The 17,868-nt window shown below is 74.9% G+C and carries 16 protein-coding genes; 13 read left to right on the top strand and 3 right to left on the bottom strand.

Annotation, left to right across the window (positions count from 1 at the left end; genetic code table 11):
- Positions 1 to 130: 130 nt before the first annotated feature.
- From BUE43_RS01185 to BUE43_RS01140, 10 genes are all read left to right on the top strand, one after another.
- Entirely contained in the window at positions 131 to 1,192 is a 1,062-nt protein-coding gene (locus BUE43_RS01185) for a Ppx/GppA family phosphatase (RefSeq protein WP_073479446.1), read from the top strand.
- Complete coding sequence (locus BUE43_RS32495; RefSeq protein WP_083959218.1) at positions 1,189 to 2,541, top strand: hypothetical protein; 1,353 nt, start codon at positions 1,189 to 1,191, stop codon at positions 2,539 to 2,541. Before BUE43_RS01185 ends, BUE43_RS32495 begins: the two co-directional genes overlap by 4 nt.
- Positions 2,538 to 3,401, top strand: coding sequence for a sugar phosphate isomerase/epimerase family protein (locus BUE43_RS01175; protein ID WP_083959217.1), 864 nt, complete (start codon positions 2,538 to 2,540; stop codon positions 3,399 to 3,401). Before BUE43_RS32495 ends, BUE43_RS01175 begins: the two co-directional genes overlap by 4 nt.
- Positions 3,402 to 3,647: 246 nt before the next feature.
- Positions 3,648 to 4,574, top strand: coding sequence for a proline dehydrogenase family protein (locus BUE43_RS01170; RefSeq protein WP_073479445.1), 927 nt, complete (start codon positions 3,648 to 3,650; stop codon positions 4,572 to 4,574).
- A gap of 59 nt (positions 4,575 to 4,633) precedes the next feature.
- A complete protein-coding gene (locus BUE43_RS01165) occupies positions 4,634 to 5,470 on the top strand; it encodes a thioesterase family protein (protein ID WP_073480162.1) in 837 nt (278 codons plus the stop codon).
- Between the two features lie 42 nt (positions 5,471 to 5,512).
- Complete coding sequence (proC, locus tag BUE43_RS01160) at positions 5,513 to 6,325, top strand: pyrroline-5-carboxylate reductase (RefSeq protein WP_073479444.1); 813 nt, start codon at positions 5,513 to 5,515, stop codon at positions 6,323 to 6,325.
- Between the two features lie 287 nt (positions 6,326 to 6,612).
- Positions 6,613 to 6,828 carry a helix-turn-helix domain-containing protein gene (locus BUE43_RS01155; protein ID WP_073479443.1) on the top strand — a complete coding sequence of 72 codons (216 nt, stop codon included), beginning with the start codon at positions 6,613 to 6,615 and terminating at the stop codon, positions 6,826 to 6,828.
- Between the two features lie 180 nt (positions 6,829 to 7,008).
- Positions 7,009 to 7,110 (top strand): 30S ribosomal protein bS22, encoded by a 102-nt coding sequence (locus tag BUE43_RS01150; RefSeq protein ID WP_018684825.1) that lies wholly within the window; start codon positions 7,009 to 7,011, stop codon positions 7,108 to 7,110.
- A gap of 453 nt (positions 7,111 to 7,563) precedes the next feature.
- Positions 7,564 to 8,595 carry an NAD-dependent epimerase/dehydratase family protein gene (locus BUE43_RS01145; protein WP_073479442.1) on the top strand — a complete coding sequence of 344 codons (1,032 nt, stop codon included), beginning with the start codon at positions 7,564 to 7,566 and terminating at the stop codon, positions 8,593 to 8,595.
- Positions 8,573 to 9,529, top strand: a complete 957-nt coding sequence (locus BUE43_RS01140; RefSeq protein WP_073479441.1) for a lysophospholipid acyltransferase family protein — start codon at positions 8,573 to 8,575, stop codon at positions 9,527 to 9,529. Before BUE43_RS01145 ends, BUE43_RS01140 begins: the two co-directional genes overlap by 23 nt.
- A gap of 355 nt (positions 9,530 to 9,884) precedes the next feature.
- On the opposite strand, the gene BUE43_RS01135 is transcribed toward BUE43_RS01140, so the two are convergent.
- From BUE43_RS01135 to BUE43_RS01125, 3 genes are all read right to left on the bottom strand, one after another.
- Positions 9,885 to 10,787: an HAD family hydrolase gene (locus BUE43_RS01135; protein WP_073480161.1), complete on the bottom strand. Its 903-nt coding sequence runs from the start codon at positions 10,785 to 10,787 to the stop codon at positions 9,885 to 9,887.
- Between the two features lie 358 nt (positions 10,788 to 11,145).
- Positions 11,146 to 12,609 carry a DUF5667 domain-containing protein gene (locus BUE43_RS35560; RefSeq protein ID WP_073479440.1) on the bottom strand — a complete coding sequence of 488 codons (1,464 nt, stop codon included), beginning with the start codon at positions 12,607 to 12,609 and terminating at the stop codon, positions 11,146 to 11,148.
- A 193-nt stretch (positions 12,610 to 12,802) separates the two neighbouring features.
- Positions 12,803 to 13,474, bottom strand: coding sequence for a sigma-70 family RNA polymerase sigma factor (locus BUE43_RS01125; protein ID WP_073479439.1), 672 nt, complete (start codon positions 13,472 to 13,474; stop codon positions 12,803 to 12,805).
- 923 nt (positions 13,475 to 14,397) lie between these two features.
- Here BUE43_RS01125 and BUE43_RS01120 point away from each other — a divergent pair.
- The 3 genes from BUE43_RS01120 to BUE43_RS01110 all read left to right on the top strand — a co-directional run bounded on the left by BUE43_RS01120 (position 14,398) and on the right by BUE43_RS01110 (position 17,560).
- Positions 14,398 to 15,879: an AMP-binding protein gene (locus tag BUE43_RS01120; RefSeq protein WP_073479438.1), complete on the top strand. Its 1,482-nt coding sequence runs from the start codon at positions 14,398 to 14,400 to the stop codon at positions 15,877 to 15,879.
- Between the two features lie 130 nt (positions 15,880 to 16,009).
- Complete coding sequence (locus BUE43_RS01115; protein ID WP_073479437.1) at positions 16,010 to 17,167, top strand: acyl-CoA dehydrogenase family protein; 1,158 nt, start codon at positions 16,010 to 16,012, stop codon at positions 17,165 to 17,167.
- Positions 17,168 to 17,320: 153 nt separating this feature from the next.
- On the top strand, positions 17,321 to 17,560 hold the full coding sequence (locus tag BUE43_RS01110) for a glutaredoxin family protein (protein ID WP_073479436.1): 240 nt from the start codon (positions 17,321 to 17,323) through the stop codon (positions 17,558 to 17,560).
- Positions 17,561 to 17,868: the final 308 nt, after the last annotated feature.

Raw genomic sequence — 17,868 nt, 5'->3', positions numbered from 1 at the left:
CCCAGGCGGTGGGGAGCGCCGCTGCCTGGGCCGATGGCGGTACGGGCGGCGGCCACCCGGACGCGACGCGACTCACCCGGTTTCCGGGTGCTGGGCACACGCGACGGAACCGACCGGTACCGTGCGACACGTGCGCCTCGGGGTGCTGGACGTGGGGTCGAACACCGTCCACCTGTTGGTGGTGGACGCACATCGGGGTGCCCACCCGACGCCGATGAGCTCGGACAAGACGGTGCTCCGACTCGCCGAGCAGATCGACGACAGCGGCGAGCTGACCGCGGCGGGGGCGGACCGGCTGGTCCGCGCGGTCGCCGACGCCAGGGACGCGGCCGACGAGCACGGCTGCGAGGAGCTGATGGCGTTCGCCACCTCGGCGGTCAGGGAGGCCCGCAACTGCGGCGCGGTCCTGGAGCGCGTGCGCGCCGAGACCGGCGTCGAGCTGCGGGTGCTCAGCGGTGAGGACGAGGCCCGCTACACCTTCCTGGCGGCGCGGCGCTGGTTCGGCTGGTCGGCCGGTCAGCTCCTGGTCGTCGACATCGGCGGCGGCTCGCTGGAGCTGGCCACCGGCATCGACGAGGACCCGGACCTGGCGCTGTCGGTCCCCTTCGGCGCGGGCCGGCTGGCCCGCACCCGGCTGCGCAGGGACCCGCCCAGCCAACGCGAGGTCGGCGCGCTGCGCGACTGGCTCGACGCGCAGCTCGTGCCGGTGGCGAGGAAGCTGCGCCGGGCCGGCAGCCCGGACCGCGCCGTGGCGACCTCGAAGACCTTCCGCACCCTGGCCCGGCTCACCGGGGCCGCACCCTCCTCCGCCGGGCCGCGCGTGCGCCGGGTGCTCACCGACGCCGGCCTGCGGCAGCTCATCGCGTTCGTCTCGCGGATGTCCGCCGCCGACCTCGGCGAGCTGGAGGGGGTGAGCGCCGGCCGGGCGCACCAGCTCGTCGCCGGCGCGCTGGTCGCGGAGGCCACGATGCGCGCGTTGTCCCTGCCCGAGCTGGAGATCTGCCCGTGGGCGTTGCGCGAGGGGGTCATCCTGCGCCGCTTGGACCACACCAACGGAACCGACCACACCGCGCCCGGCGGAGCGGGGACCGCCGCGGCGGGGACGGGGGTCGGACCCGACGAGCGGGTTGAGGAGGACCCGGTCGTCGTCACTGGACGGACCGGCGATCACGGGGCACGGTGGGAGCGATGAGTCGGGACAGCGGCCCGGAGGACAACCAGGGGCAGCGCACCGTCGCCGAGCTGCTCGCCCAGTACGGGAGCAGCCCGGGCGCGGCGGCGCCGCGTCGGCGTCGGCGGCGGGCCGACGACGCCAGCGAGACCGCCCCGCAGGCCATCATCGGCAGGGTGCTGTCGGAGAGCGGCCGGATGCGGCCGATCACCGACGTGCCGCCCGACGCCGATCCGGAGCCGGCCCCGCCCGCGCCCCCGGTCGAGGACACGGCGGTGACGGCCACCCAGCCGGCCTACCCGCACTACGACGCGCCGTCGCACGGCCGGATGGCACCCCCCGAGCCGGAGCCGCCCGCGCCACCGGCCCCGAAGCCCGCGCCCAGGCCCACCCGCAAGCCGGTGCCGAAGGCGGCGCCCAAGCCGGTCGCCAAGTCCGTGCCCAAGCCGGCGGCCAAGGCGGTGCCCCCGCCGCTGCCGCCCGTGCCGTACGACGACGCCAACCCGGCCGAGTACACCGCGCCGGTCCCGCCGATCCCCGGTCCCGGTCCCGGCGAGGGGGTCCCGCCGGAGGCGCCGCCGCGGATGGCGGGGGTGCCCGACGACCTCACCGACACGACGCAGGTCCCGCAGATCCGGGACGACGCGCCCGGAGCGAACGCCGTCGCCGAGACCGCCGTCGGCGGGGTGCTGGCCGCGCTCGACGGCACGCTCCAGAACATCCCGCCGGTGCCCGCGCCTGTCGCACCACCGGCGCGCGACGGCGAGCCGATGACCGAGCAACTCCCGCGGATCGCCGAGCCCCCCGCCGCCGCGCCGCCCGATGACGAGCTCGACGAGGGGCCGTCCACCGCCCGCTGGTACCCGGACGACCTCGACGACGAGGACGACGACGAGCCGGACCGGGCCCCGGGGGCGGGCACCGCGGGCGTTTCGCCCGCCGCCGCCGCGCCCGCCGCTCGGGAGCAGCGCGCCGAGAATGTCGGCGCCAGTGCGGACGGCACCGACGCCGACGCCGACGCTGACGGCGCGCTCGCGGACGAGCCGCCGGCCGGGCTCGCCGACGTCGACGAGCTCGACGAGGCGGCGGAGGCCGAGCAGGAGCGGTCGCCGGGCAAGGAGTGGCTGGTGATGGTCTCCCAGCTCGGCGTGGGCCTGCTGGGCGGCGGCGCGTTGTGGCTGGGCTTCCAGTGGCTGTGGCAGACGTTCGCGGCGGTGGCGCTGATCGCCGCGCTCGTGGTCACGGTCGGCCTGGTGCTGGTCGTCCGGGTGATCCGCAAGGCCGACGACGTGCAGACCACGGTGCTGGCGGTGCTGGTCGGACTCGTGGTCACCGTGTCGCCGGCGGCCCTGCTGCTCGTCCACAGATGAGCGGGGCGGGCGGGGCGCGCCGCGCCGTGTTCGCGGTCTCCAGCGCCGGTGAGGCGCGGCGGCGGGCCGCCGTGCCGGTGGGCCTGTCCAGCGCCTCGGTGTGGCCGCAGCCGGTGGGCGCGGCCTTCGCCATGGCCGCCGAGCTGGGCTACGACGGCGTCGAGCTGATGGTCTGGGCCGACCCGGTGAGCCAGGACGTGCGGGCCGTCGCCCGGCTGGCCGAGAAGCACGGGGTGCCGGTGCTGTCCGTGCACGCGCCCTGCCTGCTGATCACGCAGCGGGTGTGGTCCGCCGACCCCGAGGTGCGGTTGGACCGGGCGGTCTCGGCCGCGGTGGAGCTCGGCGCGCCGACGGTGGTCGTGCACCCGCCCTTCCGGTGGCAACGCCGCTACGCCGAGAACTTCCCGCGCATCGTGGACCGGTTGGAGGAGCGCGACGGCGTCCGCGTCGCGGTGGAGAACATGTTCCCCATGCGCCCGCTCGGCAGGAGGCGCCCGCTGAGCGTCTCCGGCTTCCGGCCCTCACCGGACCCCACCGACGTCGGCTACGCCAACTACACGCTCGACCTCTCGCACTGCGCCGCCGCGCACGTCGACGCCCTCGAACTGGCCAAGCGGATGGGCGGCGGGCTCGCGCACGTGCACCTCGCCGACGGCACGGGCGCGCCGGTCGACGAGCACCTCGTGCCGGGACGGGGCACCCAGCCCTGCGCCGAGCTGTGCGAGGAGCTGGCGCTCGGCGACTTCGACGGGGCCGTGGTGCTGGAGGTCAACACCCGCAAGGCGCGGGACCGGGCGGAGCGCGCCCGGATGCTCGCCGAGTCGCTGGCCTTCGCCCGCCGGCACCTCGCCCGACCCTGACGAGCGCCCGGCCATGACGCGCGCCCGCGCGCCCGCACGTGTCGGACATCTCTTCCCGGGCCCGCCGGCGGCGCTCGACCCCGCCTGTCCGAGCGTCCACGTTGGACAATTTGCCCCCGGATGGCGGCTGGCAAGCGCTTTCCTGCCCAATTCGGACACTCAGCGCACACGGCCGTCGCGCCCGGCAGGGGATGCGGCGTACCACCGGGTGAGAAACCGACCCCCGAGAAGACGTACAGTGCGGCCGTGAATCCGCTGCGCACGTTGATCCTTGCCGCGGCCGGTAACGACACCATCCGGCGCCTGGTGGCCACCGCCCCCGTCAGCCGCGACGTCGTGCGCCGGTTCGTCGCCGGCGAGACCACCGAAGACGCCGTCACCGCGACCAAGGACCTGGTCGCCGCCGGCCTCTCGGTCACCCTCGACTACCTGGGCGAGGACACCACCGACCGAGCCCAGGCCGAGAAGACCGTCCAGGCGTACCTGGAGCTGCTGGACCGCCTGCGGGCCGACGGCCTCGCCGACCGGGCCGAGGTGAGCGTCAAGCTCTCCGCCGTCGGCCAGGCGCTGGACGAGCGGCTGGCGTTGGACAACGCCTCCCGCATCTGCGCCGCCGCCGAGCAGGCCGGGACCACGGTCACCCTCGACATGGAGGACCACACGACCACCGACTCCACCCTGGGCATCCTGCGCGAGCTGCGCCGGACCTGGCCGTGGGCCGGCGGCGTGCTCCAGGCGTACCTGCACCGCACCTTCGACGACGCCACCGCGCTGGCCACCGAGGGCTCGCGCATCCGCCTGTGCAAGGGCGCCTACAAGGAGCCGGACACCGTCGCCCACGTCGCCCCGCACGAGGTGGACCTGGCCTACGTCCGCTGCGTGAACGCGCTGCTGGCCGGCGACGGCTACCCGATGTTCGCCACGCACGACCCGCGTCTGGTCGAGGTCATCGGCGAGCGGGCCCGCTGGTACGGCCGCAAGCCCGGCAGCTACGAGTACCAGATGCTCTACGGCGTGCGCCCCGAGGAGCAGCGCCGGCTCGCCGGCGCGGGGGAGACCGTCCGCGTCTACATCCCGTACGGCGAGGAGTGGTACGGCTACCTGATGCGCCGCATGGCCGAGAAGCCGGCCAACACCGCGCTGTTCCTCAGGTCGCTGGTCAGCAAGTCGTGACCACCGGGCTGCCCGCGTCCCGCACCGCGTCGGCGTCCGCGTCCTCGGCGTCCCCGTCGATCACGGCGTTCGCAGCGTTCTCTTCGGCCTCGGCCGTGCGCCCGCTGGGCGACGGCAGCTTCACCGCGGAGCTGTCCGCCGTGTGGACGATCGGCGGCCGCCCGCACGGCGGCTACCTGCTGTCGGTGCTGACCAGGGCGGCCCTGGCCGCCGTGGACCGCGACGGGCCCACTCCCCTGGACCCGCTCGCGGTCAGCGCGCAGTTCCTGCACGCGCCCGAGGTGGGGCCGGTGCTGCTGCGCACCGAGGTGCGCCGCACCGGCCGCACCGTGAACGTCGTCCACGCCGTGCTGGAGCAACGCGGCCGGGTCTGCGTGGACGCCACGGTCACGGCCGGCGCGTTGCCGGACGCGGAACCGGCGTGGGCGGACCTGCCGTCCATGCCGGCCACCCCGCCGGCACGGGCGGTCGACGTCGGTGCCTCGCCGATGGCCGAGGTGTTCCGGGTCGCCCAGGGCTGCGACCTGCGGCTCGACCCGGACACCGCGGCCTTCCTCGCCGAGCGGCCGGGGGCCGAGCCGGTCCTGCGGCTGTGGGTCCGGCCGAGGGGGGAGGAGCCCGACGCGCTGTTCGCGCTGGCCGCGGGCGACATCACCCCGCCGGTCACCTTCAACCTCGGTCGGATCGGCTGGTCGCCCACGGTGCAGCTGACCGCCCTGCTCCGGGCCCGCCCGGCGCCCGGCTGGCTTCGGGTGGAGGCCAGGAGCCGCGCGGTGCACGGCCAGTGGTTCGACGAGGACCTCACGGTCGTGGACGCGGCGGGGCGGCTGGTCTGCCAGGCGAGGCAGCTCGCGCTGACCCCGGCGGAGCACCGCCCGTTCCGCCAGGAGCGCTGACCGCCGCCGGCCGCCGTCGGGGTCGATGGCACCCTGTTCGCCATGACGACCATCGCCGTGCTGGGTGCTGGCAAGATCGGTGAGGCGTTGCTGTCCGGCCTGCTCCAGGCCGGACGCGCGCCCGACCGGCTGTTGTTCACCGAGCGCCACCCGGAGCGCAGCGCCGAGCTGAGCAGGCGCTACGGCATCCGCGGGACCGACGTGGCCACCGCGGCGGCCGAGGCCGACGTCCTGGTGGTCGCGGTCAAGCCGCAGGACATCGAGCCCCTGCTCACCGAGCTCGCCCCGGCGGTCGGGCCGGGCACGCTCGTGGTGTCGCTGTGCGCCGGCCTGCCGACCGCGCTGTTCGAGCGGCGGCTCCCGGAGGGCGTCCCGGTCGTGCGGGTCATGCCGAACACGCCGATGGTGGTCGGCGAGGCGATGAGCGCGATCTCCGGCGGCCGGCACGCCGGGCCCGAGCACCTGACGCTGGTGGCCGAGCTGCTGGGCAGCGTGGGCAAGGTCGTGCGGGTGCCCGAGTCGCAGCAGGACGCGGTGACCGCGTTGTCCGGCTCCGGACCCGCGTACTTCTTCTACCTGGTCGAGGCGATGATCGACGCGGGGATCCTGCTCGGCATCCCGCGGGCGGTGGCCACCGACCTGATCATCCAGTCGGCGGTGGGCGCGGCCACGATGCTGCGCGACTCCGGCGAGCACCCGGTCACGCTGCGCGAGGCGGTGACCTCGCCGGCCGGTACCACGATCATGGCCGTCCGCGAGCTGGAGCGGCACGGGGTGCGGGCGGCGCTGCTGGCCGCCATCGAGGCCGCCAGGGACCGCTCCGAGGAGCTGGGGCGGGAGCACGAGCGCGACTGACCGCCGGGCCGCCGTCCGGCGCCGGCGGACAGCGGAACGTGCAACCCTCGACCCCCGATGGGGTTGATCATGAACGAACGGGGGATGGCGGCCCGGGCCGCCATCCCCCGATCCGTGTGACCAGCCACCCGGTCGGCGCGACCGACCGGGTGTTGTCGCACGGCCGGGCGGGTATCCGACCGTCGCAGCCGTCCCAGTCGTCCCGCTACTCTCGACAGAGCACGTGCGTGTCGAACCGCCGGAGGGGAAGCCGGTGGCACGACATGTGCCGAAGGACGCGGTGACACATGCCGTCGAACAAGGAGGCCGACGAAGGCAGGCTCGGCCAGGTGCAGTTCCTCACGGTCGCCGAGGTGGCCGCCATCATGCGCGTGTCGAAGATGACCGTGTACCGCCTGGTGCACTCCGGCGAGCTGCCCGCGGTGCGCGTGGGGCGCTCGTTCCGAGTCCCGGAGAAGGCCGTCAACGAATACCTGGAGAACGCCTACTTCAGCGCTGGCTGAGGGGCTTCCCGGGGGTGTCCGTCGTCGCTCGGACGGCGACGGGTGCCCCCGTCTGCGTCGATCTCCCGGGGGCACCGGTAGTCTGGGAGGCCGTTCGTGCCTGGTTCTGCGCGCGCCGAGCGGCTGGCCGGAGCGCGAGGACCAAACACCGACAACGACTGACTAGCGAGGGAACGGCGTATGGGCTCCGTCATCAAGAAGCGCCGCAAGCGCATGTCCAAGAAGAAGCACCGCAAGCTGCTTCGCAAGACCCGCGTGCAGCGGCGCAAGCTGAAGAAGTGAGCTTGCGCGCTGCTCGGCGTGGTCCGGGCAGCGCTGTGTCGGATGTTCGCTTCCGACGCGGAGCCGAGCCAGCGGCCGGCGGTGCCTCACGGCCCCGCCGGCCGCGGCGTTCGCGGCCCCGCTCGGCGCCCGGGGGCGGACGGGGAGCACGAGGGCGCACGGTTTGACACCCCGGCGTGCCTGGCCGACCGGAGGGCGTCGGAACGGCGATGGTCGCCCGTCGTTTCGTCCAAAACGGTGTTATCTGGGGGAACCCCCAATTTCATGATCTCGTGCGGCCAGGTGGGGCGACAAGGCGCTCGGTCGGGTGGACCGGAGGATGTCCGGGGCCGGGCGCCGACCGCCGGGTCGTGATCTCCCGCCGGCGGGCGTCCTGGCGGGTGGTGCGGACGGCTGCCACTCCTTGTGGCCGGTAGCATCGCCTCTGGTCACCGCCCGTGCTCAGGGAGTCCCATGGCGCCCAGGATCGTCCTCGTCACCGGGGTGAGCAGGTTCCTCGGTGGTCATCTCGCCGCCCGCCTCGCCGCCGACCCCCACGTCGACCGCGTGCTCGGCGTCGACGCGGTCCCGCCGCCCCCCGACCTGCTGCGCCGCATGGGGCGCACCGAGTTCGTGCGGGCCGACATCCGCAACCCGCTCATCGCCAAGGTCATCGCCCGCGCCGAGGTCGACACCGTCGTCCACGCGTCGGTCACCGCCAACCCCCACGGGCCCCGCTCCGCGATGAAGGAGCTGAACGTCATCGGCACGATGCAGCTCCTCGCCGCGTGCCAGAAGTCCGAGCGGGTGCGTCGGCTCGTGGTGAAGTCGACCGCCGCCGTCTACGGGGCGAGTCCGCGCGACCCCGCGTTGTTCACCGAGGACATGGCGTCGAACGACCTGCCGACCTCGGGGTACGCCAAGGACGCTGCCGAGGTGGAGGACTACGTCCGCGCGTTCGCGCGCCGCCGCCAGGACGTCCTGGTCACGACCCTCCGCTTCGCCAACATCGTCGGGCCGCGGGTCGACACGGTGCTGACCAGGTACTTCGCCCTCCCCGTCGTGCCGACGGTGCTCGGCCACGACGCGCGGGTGCAGCTGCTGCACTCCGAGGACGCACTGGCCGTGCTGGAGCGGGCGACGCTGCACGACCTGCCCGGGGTGTTCAACGTCGGCGGCGACGGCGTCCTGATGCTGTCCCAGGCGATCCGGCGGGCCGGTCGGGTGCCGGCGCCGGTGCCGGCGGCCGCGGTCGGGCCCATCGGACGGCTGGTGCGCGGCGCGCGTCTGGTCGACTTTTCTCCGGAGCAGGTGCGGTTCCTGAACTTCGGGCGCGTTCTCGACACCACCAGGCTGCGGGCGGAGTTCGGGTTCACGCCGCGCTGGACGACCCGGCAGGCGTTCGACGACTTCGTCACGGGGCGCGGTCTGCGCCCGCTGGTCGGCGCGCGGCGGCTCGCCGCGGTGGAGCGGGGGATTCGGGATGTCGTCGCACGGTGGAGCTGACCGCGCAGCGGAGCGGACGGACGGGGCCAGGGTCATCCCGCTGCGGCCCGACCTGGTCCCGCCGGACGAGCCCGCCCCGTCCGCGCCGGGGTCGGAGCTGGAGCGGCGGCTCGCCGAGGCGCTCGCGTTCCTGCGGCGCCGGCTCACCGGCGACTACGAGGTCGACGAGTTCGGCTTCGACCCCGACCTGACCGAGTCGGTGCTGCTGCCGCCGCTGCGCCCGCTGTACGAGAAGTGGTTCCGGGTCGAGACGATCGGCCTGCACCACGTGCCGAGCGAGGGCGGCGCGCTGGTCGTCGCCAACCACTCCGGGACGCTGCCGCTGGACGCGCTGATGACCGCGGTCGCGGTCCACGACGATCACCCGGCGCGCCGGCACCTCCGGATGCTGGGCGCCGACCTGGTGTTCCGGCTGCCGGTGATCGGGGCGCTGGCCCGCAAGGCCGGGCACACGCTGGCCTGCAACCCGGACGCCGAGCGGCTGCTGCGCGCTGGCGAGCTCGTGGGGGTGTGGCCCGAGGGGTTCAAGGGCATCGGCAAGCCGTTCCGCGACCGGTACAAGCTGCAGCGCTTCGGCCGGGGCGGGTTCGTCTCCGCGGCGCTGCGCACCGGGGTGCCGATCGTGCCCTGTTCGATCGTCGGCGCGGAGGAGATCTACCCGAAGATCGGCGACATCCGGCCGTTGGCCCGTCTGCTCGGCCTGCCGTACTTCCCGGTCACGCCGCTGTTCCCGTGGTTCGGGCCGCTGGGGGCGATCCCGCTGCCCTCGAAGTGGACCATCGAGTTCGGCGAGCCCATCCCGACGACCGGCTACGACGAGGGCGCCGCGGACGACCCGATGCTGGTCTTCAACCTCACCGACCAGGTGCGGGAGACCATCCAGCAGACGCTCTACCGGCTGCTGTCCCAGCGGGACAACGCCTTCCTCGGCTGAGCCGCACCCGGGCTCCTCGGACGGCGCTCGCCGGGGCCCCGGCCGGACCGGCGCGGGATTTAGCACGCTGTGCGCAGAAAACCGCACTGGTGGTGTCCGCGAGGGCTACCCCAGGTGTCAGATTCGCTGGACACGCGAACAATCGGGTTCCGTTGTCGTGCGGGGCGCGAGCGCTGTCCCTACCGTCGCGGCCATGACCTTCTTCCTCAGCGCCCGCACGTGGGCTTTCGCCGTCTCCCTCGTCCGTCGACTGCGGATGTTCCTCCGCCGCCGGTCGGAGCGACCGCCGGCCTTGGCGCCCCCGGCGGCCTTGGCGTCGGCGGCGTCGACGGCGTCGTTCTCGGGCCTCGCGACCTCAGACGTTGCGGCGACGGTAGGCGAGGCCGGCCGCCACGGCGCCGGCGAGCGCGCCGGCGCCCAGCACCGAGGGCACCCCGATGCGGGCGGCCTTGCGGCCGGTCCGGAAGTCGCGGATCTCCCATCCCCGGGACCGTGCGACGTCGCGCAGCCCGGCGTCCGGGTTGACCGCCACGGCGGTGCCGACGGCCGACAGCATGGGGACGTCGTTGACCGAGTCGGAGTAGGCGGTGCAGCGCCGCAGGTCCAGGCCCTCCTTGGCGGCCAGGGCCCGCACCGCGTGGGCCTTGGCCCTGCCGTGCAGCAGGTCGCCGACGAGCCGCCCGGTGTAGACGCCGTCGTCGCTCTCCGCGACCGTGCCCAGCGCTCCGGTCAGGCCGAGCCGGCGTGCGATGATCTGCGCCAGCTCCACCGGGGTCGCGGTGACCAGCCAGACCCGCTGACCGGCGTCGAGGTGCATCTGCGCCAGCGCCCTGGTGCCCGACCAGATCCGGTCGGCCATCAGCTCGTCGTAGATCTCCTCGCCGAGGGTGACCAGCTCGTCGACCCGCCGGCCGGCCACGAACGACAGCGCCTGCTCCCGGCTGGCCCGCACGTCGTCCGGGTTCTCCCGGCCGCCGATCCGGAACTTCACCTGCTGCCAGGCGAAGCCGGCGAGGTCCGCGGTGGTGAAGTACTTGCGCGCCGCGAGCCCCCTGGCGAAGTGGAAGATCGACGCGCCCATCATCATCGTGTTGTCGACGTCGAAGAACGCCGCGGCCGTGAGGTCGGTCGGCGCCTCGGGCGAGCCCCCCGTCTCGGGGGCCGCCCCGGCCACCGCGGCCTCGGCCGAGGCCAGCCCGGCGAGGGCGGCCCGCTTCTCGCTCTCAGCGGCCCCCCCGCGCTTCCGCAGTCGTGGCACCGCGGCGCCTCCCGGTCCGGTCTGCAGGTGGTTGGACGTGATCCCCACCGGGACCTCCCCAGCCTAGCGACCGGGTGTCGGGCCGGGCGGGCGCGTTCGCGGTGGTGGCCGCCCACCGACCGGGTGGGAGGCGCGGGACGGGACGGGGGCGGGCTCCTCGCCGGAGTGCCGCCGGGGTGTTGGGGCCAGCGGCAGGACGTGAAGGCGCGTTCCGCCGACCTGCCTGCGGTGTTCCCGGCCCCATGCCGGCCTGGAGGGCAGGCGATCCGGACACGTCTTGCGCTCGTCGGAAGCGCTCTCGCCGGTATCACCCGGCCATGGGCGGTGAGCTCGGTTCGGGCCGGTCACGTGGCGAGGCTCACCGGTCGTGCCACACGGGCAGGTCCGGCACGAAGGGCGGTGCCGCCCCCAGCAGCGGGGGCAGGGGCAGCGCGGTCCAGGAGTGGTTGCCGACATCCCGGCCACCGGCTGAGGGAGGCGCCAGCACGCCCGGCCTCGGGGTGGGCGCCAGCCGGCCCGGCTGCTCGGGCCGCGCCGGACGTCCCGGCTCCGACTGGCCGGGGCGCTCGGTCGCCGCCGGCGGCTCGGCGAGGACCGACGCCGGGGGCGGGTCGGCCGGCGGGCGCGGGGAGCCCGACGGCGGGTCCGGGAGCGGGCTCGCGGGCTGGTCCGAGGGAGCTGGCGGCGCGTTGCCGCCGGAGAGCGGGCGCTCGCCCGCCGGGACGCGGGGGTCCCGCCGCCCGGCGGGTGGGACGCAGGGCTCGGCCGAGGGCAGGAGCCCGATGTCGTCGGCGTCGCCGCGGGTGACAGTGGCGCAGTCGGCGCGTTGGGCCAGGGCGACCGCCCGCTCCCTGATCCGCGTGAGCAGGGACGTGGTGGCCTCCGCCCGCGTCGCGGCGGATCTGGGCAGCGCGGCCGTGCTGCCGGCCAACCGTCGTTCCTGCTGTTCGGCCCAGCCTCGGAGGGTCTCCAGCAGCCGGTCGTCGCCGTGGCCACCGAGGTGCACGAGCAGCCGTGCGCCGGCCGCCGCGTCCTCCTCGAAGTCGGCCAAGGCGGTGAGGTAGTCGTCGGTGGGTGGGCGGCTCCGGCCGACCAGCGCCTCGATCTCGTCCATCCGCGCGGCGGCGAACTCCAGGTGCTTCACCGCTCGGGACTCGTCGCCGAAGGTCAGTCCGAGGGAGGCGTTCTCGGCACTGCGCTTGACCCGGTAGAGCGGGTCTCCCGGCAGCGCGTCCCTGCTCAGGACCAGGCTCATCCCGGACAACGACAGCACCAGGCACAACGTGGCGACGAGCGCCACCGCGAGCCGGCCGTGGGCGCCGTGGCGCGGGCCCGCCTCGCCGGCGGCGGGGCCCTCCGGCGACGAGGAGCCGGTATCGGGACGACGGGCGTCCCGGCCGCGCCCCGGAGGCCGTCGGCCGGGGCGGCGGCGGGGCCGCCGGACCGCGCCCGCCGGTTCGACGGGTGGGCGGGCGGCGAGCTCGGCCAGGAGGCGCTGGCGCATCCGCTCCCGTGCCGCCGGGTCCGGGCCGACCCCGTCCGCCGCGCGACGCAGCAACGCCACGATCGCCAACTCGCTGGTGAGCTGGTCGTCGAGCCGGGTGAACGGAGCGGGGTCGACGTCGCGGCCCGGCTCGTCGGGCGTGTCCCGCCCTGCCGCGCCCGTTCCCGCCGCGCCCGTTCCCACCGAGCCTGGTCCCACCTTGTCCGATCTGCCGACGACGTCGGTCAGCGGTGTGGTCAACGGCGGCAACGCCTCGGTGGCCCGGGCGAACCGCCCGCGCCTGCCCCTGTCCCCGAAGGGAGTGCGTCCCCTGGTCACCGTCCCGCACCTGTCCCACGTCGACCTGTTCGGAGAAACGATCCACCGACCAGGTGGGTTACGCCACCGGGGGTAGGTGACCGCTGCGTCCCCCGGGTGGTCGGCGCGCCGCTACCGCCCGGTCGCCTTCCCCTGATCAGCCCAGGCGGCGGTGTCACCCCACCCGACCCGGTCGTGGGCGATCCCGCCCCGCTCAGCGGAGCTCCTCCGGGAGGAGCTGCGCGAGGCGCCGCACGGCCCGGTGTTGGAGGGCCTTGATGGCGCCCTCGTTGCGTCCCATCACCTTCGCCGTCTCCGCCACCGAGAGGCCCTGCATGAACCGCAGCACGATGCACTCCCGCTGGTCGTTGTTGAGCTGACCGACGCAGCGCAGCAGCTCGGTGTGGATGGCCTCGTCCAACACCTCCTGCTCCGGACCGCTCTCCACCTGCCGGCTCTCCGCCAGCTCCGCGGTGGGCACCTCCAGCCGGTACCGGCTGGACTTCACGTGGTCGAGCACGAGGTTCCTGGCGATGGTCACGAACCAGGCGCCGACGTCGCGGCCCTGGTAGCTCACCGAGCCGATGCGCCGCAGCGCGCGCAGGAATGTCTCGCTGGTGACGTCCTCGGCAAGGGCCCGGTCACCCACCCGGAACAGGACGTACCGGTAGACGACGTCCACGTAGCGGTCGTAGAGCCGGCCGAAGGCGCGGGTGTCGCCGGCCTGCGCCGCGCGGACCAGGTCCCAGGACTCGGCCTGCTCGGCCGGGGCGCCGTCGGCCCGGGCGCCGCCGGGCGCCTCGTCGGGCGCGGCCGTCTCCAGCCCGACCTGCTTCCGGTCGGGGTCGAACGCCTGCGGTGACTCCTGGCGGGCCGAAGGGGTCATCGGGGCCTGACCCCTCCTCTTCGGCTCGGCTCGGGGCGGGCCGACCGGGCTGACCGGGTCGGCCGGGGGAGTCCGGCGACTCTTCGGCCGGGCACTGACAGGCGGTTCGGCAGCGGCGGGCGGCGCGCCGCTGTGCCGTGGTCAGCGGAGGTGGGGTTCGGCGGTAGCAGGGCGTGCCGGGGGCCCGGCGCGCGCGACGCGCGCGGCCGGCGGGGCCGACCCAGCGATCGGGGCATCTGCCACTCCCTCGCTCGACTGCCTCGGGTGACCGCCGCCACCCTGAGCCGCACGGGCAGCATACGGGTAGTTACTCAGGGGTAGGGAGAGGAGTTGGTATCGAAAGGGAGACAGCTCGCGGCGTGGCCGCCGACACGGGCCGAACAGGAAAGGCGACTCGCTCGGGTCGCGCCTGGCCACTCGCTGTGCCATCGGCGTTGTCCGCGCGCCAGATGCGATCGTCGGCGTGTTGCCGGTGCGTCCGCCCGCGACGTGAATGGCCGTTGTTCGTGACCCAACCCTGTCGTCCCACCGTCAACGCTGTCCGCTGTCCTCACTCGTCGACCCGGTCCGCGCCGGCGCTGGCCGGACCCGCGCCCGGGCGGGTCCGACGCCGGGATCGCCGGCGCGGTCGGGGTTCCGGTCGTGATCGTCGCCCTTCTTAGCCGGATCACCCGGCGAAAGCCAGGGGTGGTTTCCCCGTGCCTCCATCCGGTCGAAACCCCGATGAAAGTGAGAATTCTTCATCTGTTTTCGTGGACGCGGTGGTGGCGCGGACGCGGTCGTCACGGTCGGCATACGGGACCGTTTCGACACGAGACGCGTATGGCGTGATCATCGGAAGTCGACTACAGAGTGCTGCGAAGGCCGGGGCTCGCCGACTCGTCGGCCCGAGCCGGGTTCGCCCGGCCGTGAGGAGGTCCTCCATGACGCGCGTCCCCACCGTCAGCAACGTCGCCGAGCTCGTCCGAGGGGCGGCCGAGCGCGGAGGGGAGCACCCCGCGCTCGTCGACGTCACAGCGGGGACGACCCGGAGCTGGTCGCGGCTCGACGCCGCAGTGGACGCCGAGGCTCACCGCGTCCGGGAGTTGGGGGCGGCCGCGGGTGACCGCGTGGCCGTGCGGCTGCCGACCGGGACGGCGTTCTGCGTCGCGGTGCTCGGCGCCCTCCGCGCGGGTTGCGTCGTGGTTCCCCTCGCGCCAGGAGCGCCGGATCGCGAGCTGGAGCGTGTGCTGACCGACAGCGGCGCGGTGTTCGTCGTCGGGGGCGGAGCCGACGCGGGCGGGTTGCCCGTCCACGCCGCGCCGGACCCCGACGCGACCGCGGAGCCCTTCGAGGCCGTCGGTGGGGACGAGGACCTGGCGGTGCTGGCCTACACCTCCGGCACCTCGGGCGCCCCGCGCGGCGCGATGCTGCCGCACCGGGCCCTGCTGGCGAACGTGCGGCAGTGCGCCGCGCTGCGCCCGGCCCCGGTGACGGCCGCCGACCGGGTCCTCCTCGCGGTGCCGCTGTTCCACGCCTACGGGCTGGGGCCCGGGCTGCTCCAGGTGGCGGCCACCGGCGCCACCGGCGTCCTGATGGAGCGGTTCGACCCGGAGGAGGCGCTGGCCGTCGTCGAGCGGCACCGCGTGACGGCCGTCGTCGGTGTGCCGCCCATGTACACGGCGTGGCTGCGCCTGCCGGCCGAGCGGCTGCGCGCCGGGTTCACCACCGTCCGCGTCTTCGGCTCCGGCGCCGCGCCCCTGGAGCCGGACGTGCTGACCGCCTTCCGGGCCGCGACCGGCCTGGACGTGTTCGAGGGCTACGGCCTGACCGAGGCCGCCCCGGTGCTCACCTCGACCCTGGTGTCCGGCCGGCCCAAGCCGGGCGCGGTGGGCCGCCCGCTGCCCGGGGTCGAGCTGCGGCTGGTGGACGTCGACGGCGAGCCGCTGCCGGACGGCGCGGAGATGGGGGAGGACGCCGCCGGCACCGGCCTGGTCGCCGCCCGCGGTGACAACCTCTTCCTGGGCTACTGGCCGGACGCCGCCGACGGCCCGGCGGCCGACGGCTGGTTCCGCACCAACGACGTCGGCTACCTGGACGCCGACGGCGACCTGCACCTCGTGGACCGGGCCGGCGACCTGATCATCGTCAACGGCTTCAACGTCTACCCGCACGAGGTCGAGCACGTGCTGTGCGAGCTGGCGGGGGTGGCGGAGGCGGCCGCCGTCGGCGTGCCGGAACCGGTCACCGGCGAGACGGTCAAGGCGGTGGTCGTGCCGTGGCCCGACGCGGAGCTGACCGTCGACCAGGTCCGGGAGCACTGCGCGGCGCGCCTGGCGAAGTTCAAGGTCCCCACGCTGGTGGAGTTCGTCGACGAGCTGCCCCACACGCCGACCGGCAAGCTGGCCCGTCGCGCCCTGCGCTGAGGGCGCGGCGGCGGTGACGCGGGCCACATCGGGCTGACACGGTTCCGAGCGCTCGGAGTCTGACGTTCCAACCGTTGGGCGTCCTACTATCGGGACACCTAGTCCCGTGCCACTGTTGGAGGACGCCGGTATGGGCGCGCCCGTCATCGACCGCCAGCTGCCGACCGACGACGCGGCGGCGCTGTTGGAGCTCACGAGGGAACTCGCCGTCCGGGAGGTGGCCCCGCGCGCGGCGGCGGCCGAGCGCTCCGCCGAGTTCCCGAGGGACCTGTTCCGCACCCTGGGCCGGGCCGGGCTGCTCGGCCTGCCCTACCCGGAGGAGCACGGCGGCTCCGGCCAGCCCTACGAGGTGTACCTGCAGGTCGTCGAGGAGCTGGCCAGGGCGTGGCTGGCGGTCGGTCTCGGCGTCAGCGTGCACACGCTGTCCTGCCACGCGCTGGCGAACTTCGGCTCGGAGGAGCAGAAGCGGCGGTGGCTGCCGGACATGCTGGGCGGCGAGCTGCTCGGCGCGTACTGCCTGTCGGAGCCGCACTGCGGGTCGGACGCGGCCGCGCTGCGCACCAGGGCCGAGCGCCAGGCCGACGGCGACTACCTGGTCACCGGCACGAAGGCGTGGATCACCCACGGCGGGGTGGCCGACTTCTCGACGCTGCTGGCCCGCACCGGCGACGACGGCGCCAAGGGCATCAGCGCGTTCCTGGTGCCGGCGGAGACGCCGGGGGTGGTCGCCGCCCCCGCGGAGCGCAAGATGGGCATGAAGGCCTCGATCACCTCGCAGGTGGTGTTCGACGGCGCCCGGGTTCCCGCCGAGCGGCGGCTGGGCGCCGAGGGCGAGGGCTTCGGCGTCGCGATGGCCGCCCTGGACGCCGGCCGGCTCGGCATCGCCGCGTGCGCGGTGGGGCTGGCCCAGGCCGCGCTGGACGTCGCCGTCGAGTACGCGGGCGAGCGGACGGCGTTCGGCCGGCCCATCGGCGACTTCCAGGGCGTGTCGTTCCTGCTCGCCGACGCCGCGGCCGGCATCGAGGCGTCCCGGCAGCTCTACCTCGCCGCCGCGCGCCGCAAGGACGCCGGCCGGCCCTACGCGACCCAGGCCGCCATGGCCAAGCTGGTCGCCACGGACACCTGCATGAAGGTCACCACCGACATGGTTCAGGTGCTCGGCGGCGCGGGGTACGTCGAGGACTACCCGGTCGAGCGCTACATGCGGGAGGCCAAGGTCCTGCAGATCGTCGAGGGCACCAACCAGATCCAGCGCCTGGTCATCGGCCGCGCCCTGCTCGAACGCTGACGGCGCCCCGGAGGAGACCATCCCTCGCCACGGCCCCGGGTTCGGAAGGCCCGGGGCACGCGGGCGCGTGGCCCGCCGGCCCGGCGTCCGCACCGTGCGCCGCCTGTGCTTTTCTGTGTCGGCACGCAGCGTCGAGCCGTGGGAGGAGCGGGCGTGTCGCACCAGGTGACGTTGATGACCCGGCAGGGCTGCCACGCCTGCGAGGTGGCCGAGGCCGACCTGCGGCGCATCTGCGGCGAGCTCGCCGTCGAGTGGTCGGCGGTCGACGTCGACACCGACCCGGAGCTGCGCGCCGAGTACGGCGACCGCGTGCCGGTGATCCTGGTCGACGGCGCCGAGCACGGCTACTGGAAGGTGGAGGAGGAGCGCCTCCGCCGCGCCCTGGCCGGCTGAGCCCGCCGCGTTTCCCGCCTGCCCGGGTGTCACCTGGGCAGGCGCCACCCCGGGCCGCGACGCGCGGGCGGGGCGCACCCGGCGGCCCTCGCCGCGACCGGGTGGGCGCGTGGTGAGGGTCCACCTGCCCGGCTAGGCCGTTCGGGCGATGGCCGTGACCTGCGTCGCAGTGCCCGTGTGCGTCTCGTCATGCCCGCGACGCGCGACTTTGTGCCTGCGTTCACAAGCGGCTACCGTGTCTTCGTCGCGCCGTCAAGGGCTTCGGCGGAAACCACTCGGAATCCACCCTGGCCCTCCCGAGCCGTCCG

Source organism: Streptoalloteichus hindustanus, from assembly GCF_900129375.1.
GTDB lineage: Bacteria > Actinomycetota > Actinomycetes > Mycobacteriales > Pseudonocardiaceae > Streptoalloteichus > Streptoalloteichus hindustanus.
This window is presented reverse-complemented; position numbering and strand designations above follow the sequence as displayed.

Bases quoted from the DNA above. Each gene is read 5' to 3' on its own strand.
- BUE43_RS01140 (WP_073479441.1), top strand. From the start codon at position 8,573: ATGTCGTCGCACGGTGGAGCTGACCGCGCAGCGGAGCGGACGGACGGG.
- BUE43_RS01175 (WP_083959217.1), top strand. From the start codon at position 2,538: ATGAGCGGGGCGGGCGGGGCGCGCCGCGCCGTGTTCGCGGTCTCCAGC.
- BUE43_RS01155 (WP_073479443.1), top strand. From the start codon at position 6,613: ATGCCGTCGAACAAGGAGGCCGACGAAGGCAGGCTCGGCCAGGTGCAG.
- proC (WP_073479444.1), top strand. From the start codon at position 5,513: ATGACGACCATCGCCGTGCTGGGTGCTGGCAAGATCGGTGAGGCGTTG.
- BUE43_RS01115 (WP_073479437.1), top strand. From the start codon at position 16,010: ATGGGCGCGCCCGTCATCGACCGCCAGCTGCCGACCGACGACGCGGCG.
- BUE43_RS01120 (WP_073479438.1), top strand. From the start codon at position 14,398: ATGACGCGCGTCCCCACCGTCAGCAACGTCGCCGAGCTCGTCCGAGGG.
- BUE43_RS01145 (WP_073479442.1), top strand. From the start codon at position 7,564: ATGGCGCCCAGGATCGTCCTCGTCACCGGGGTGAGCAGGTTCCTCGGT.
- BUE43_RS01150 (WP_018684825.1), top strand. From the start codon at position 7,009: ATGGGCTCCGTCATCAAGAAGCGCCGCAAGCGCATGTCCAAGAAGAAG.
- BUE43_RS32495 (WP_083959218.1), top strand. From the start codon at position 1,189: ATGAGTCGGGACAGCGGCCCGGAGGACAACCAGGGGCAGCGCACCGTC.
- BUE43_RS01125 (WP_073479439.1), bottom strand. From the start codon at position 13,474: ATGACCCCTTCGGCCCGCCAGGAGTCACCGCAGGCGTTCGACCCCGAC.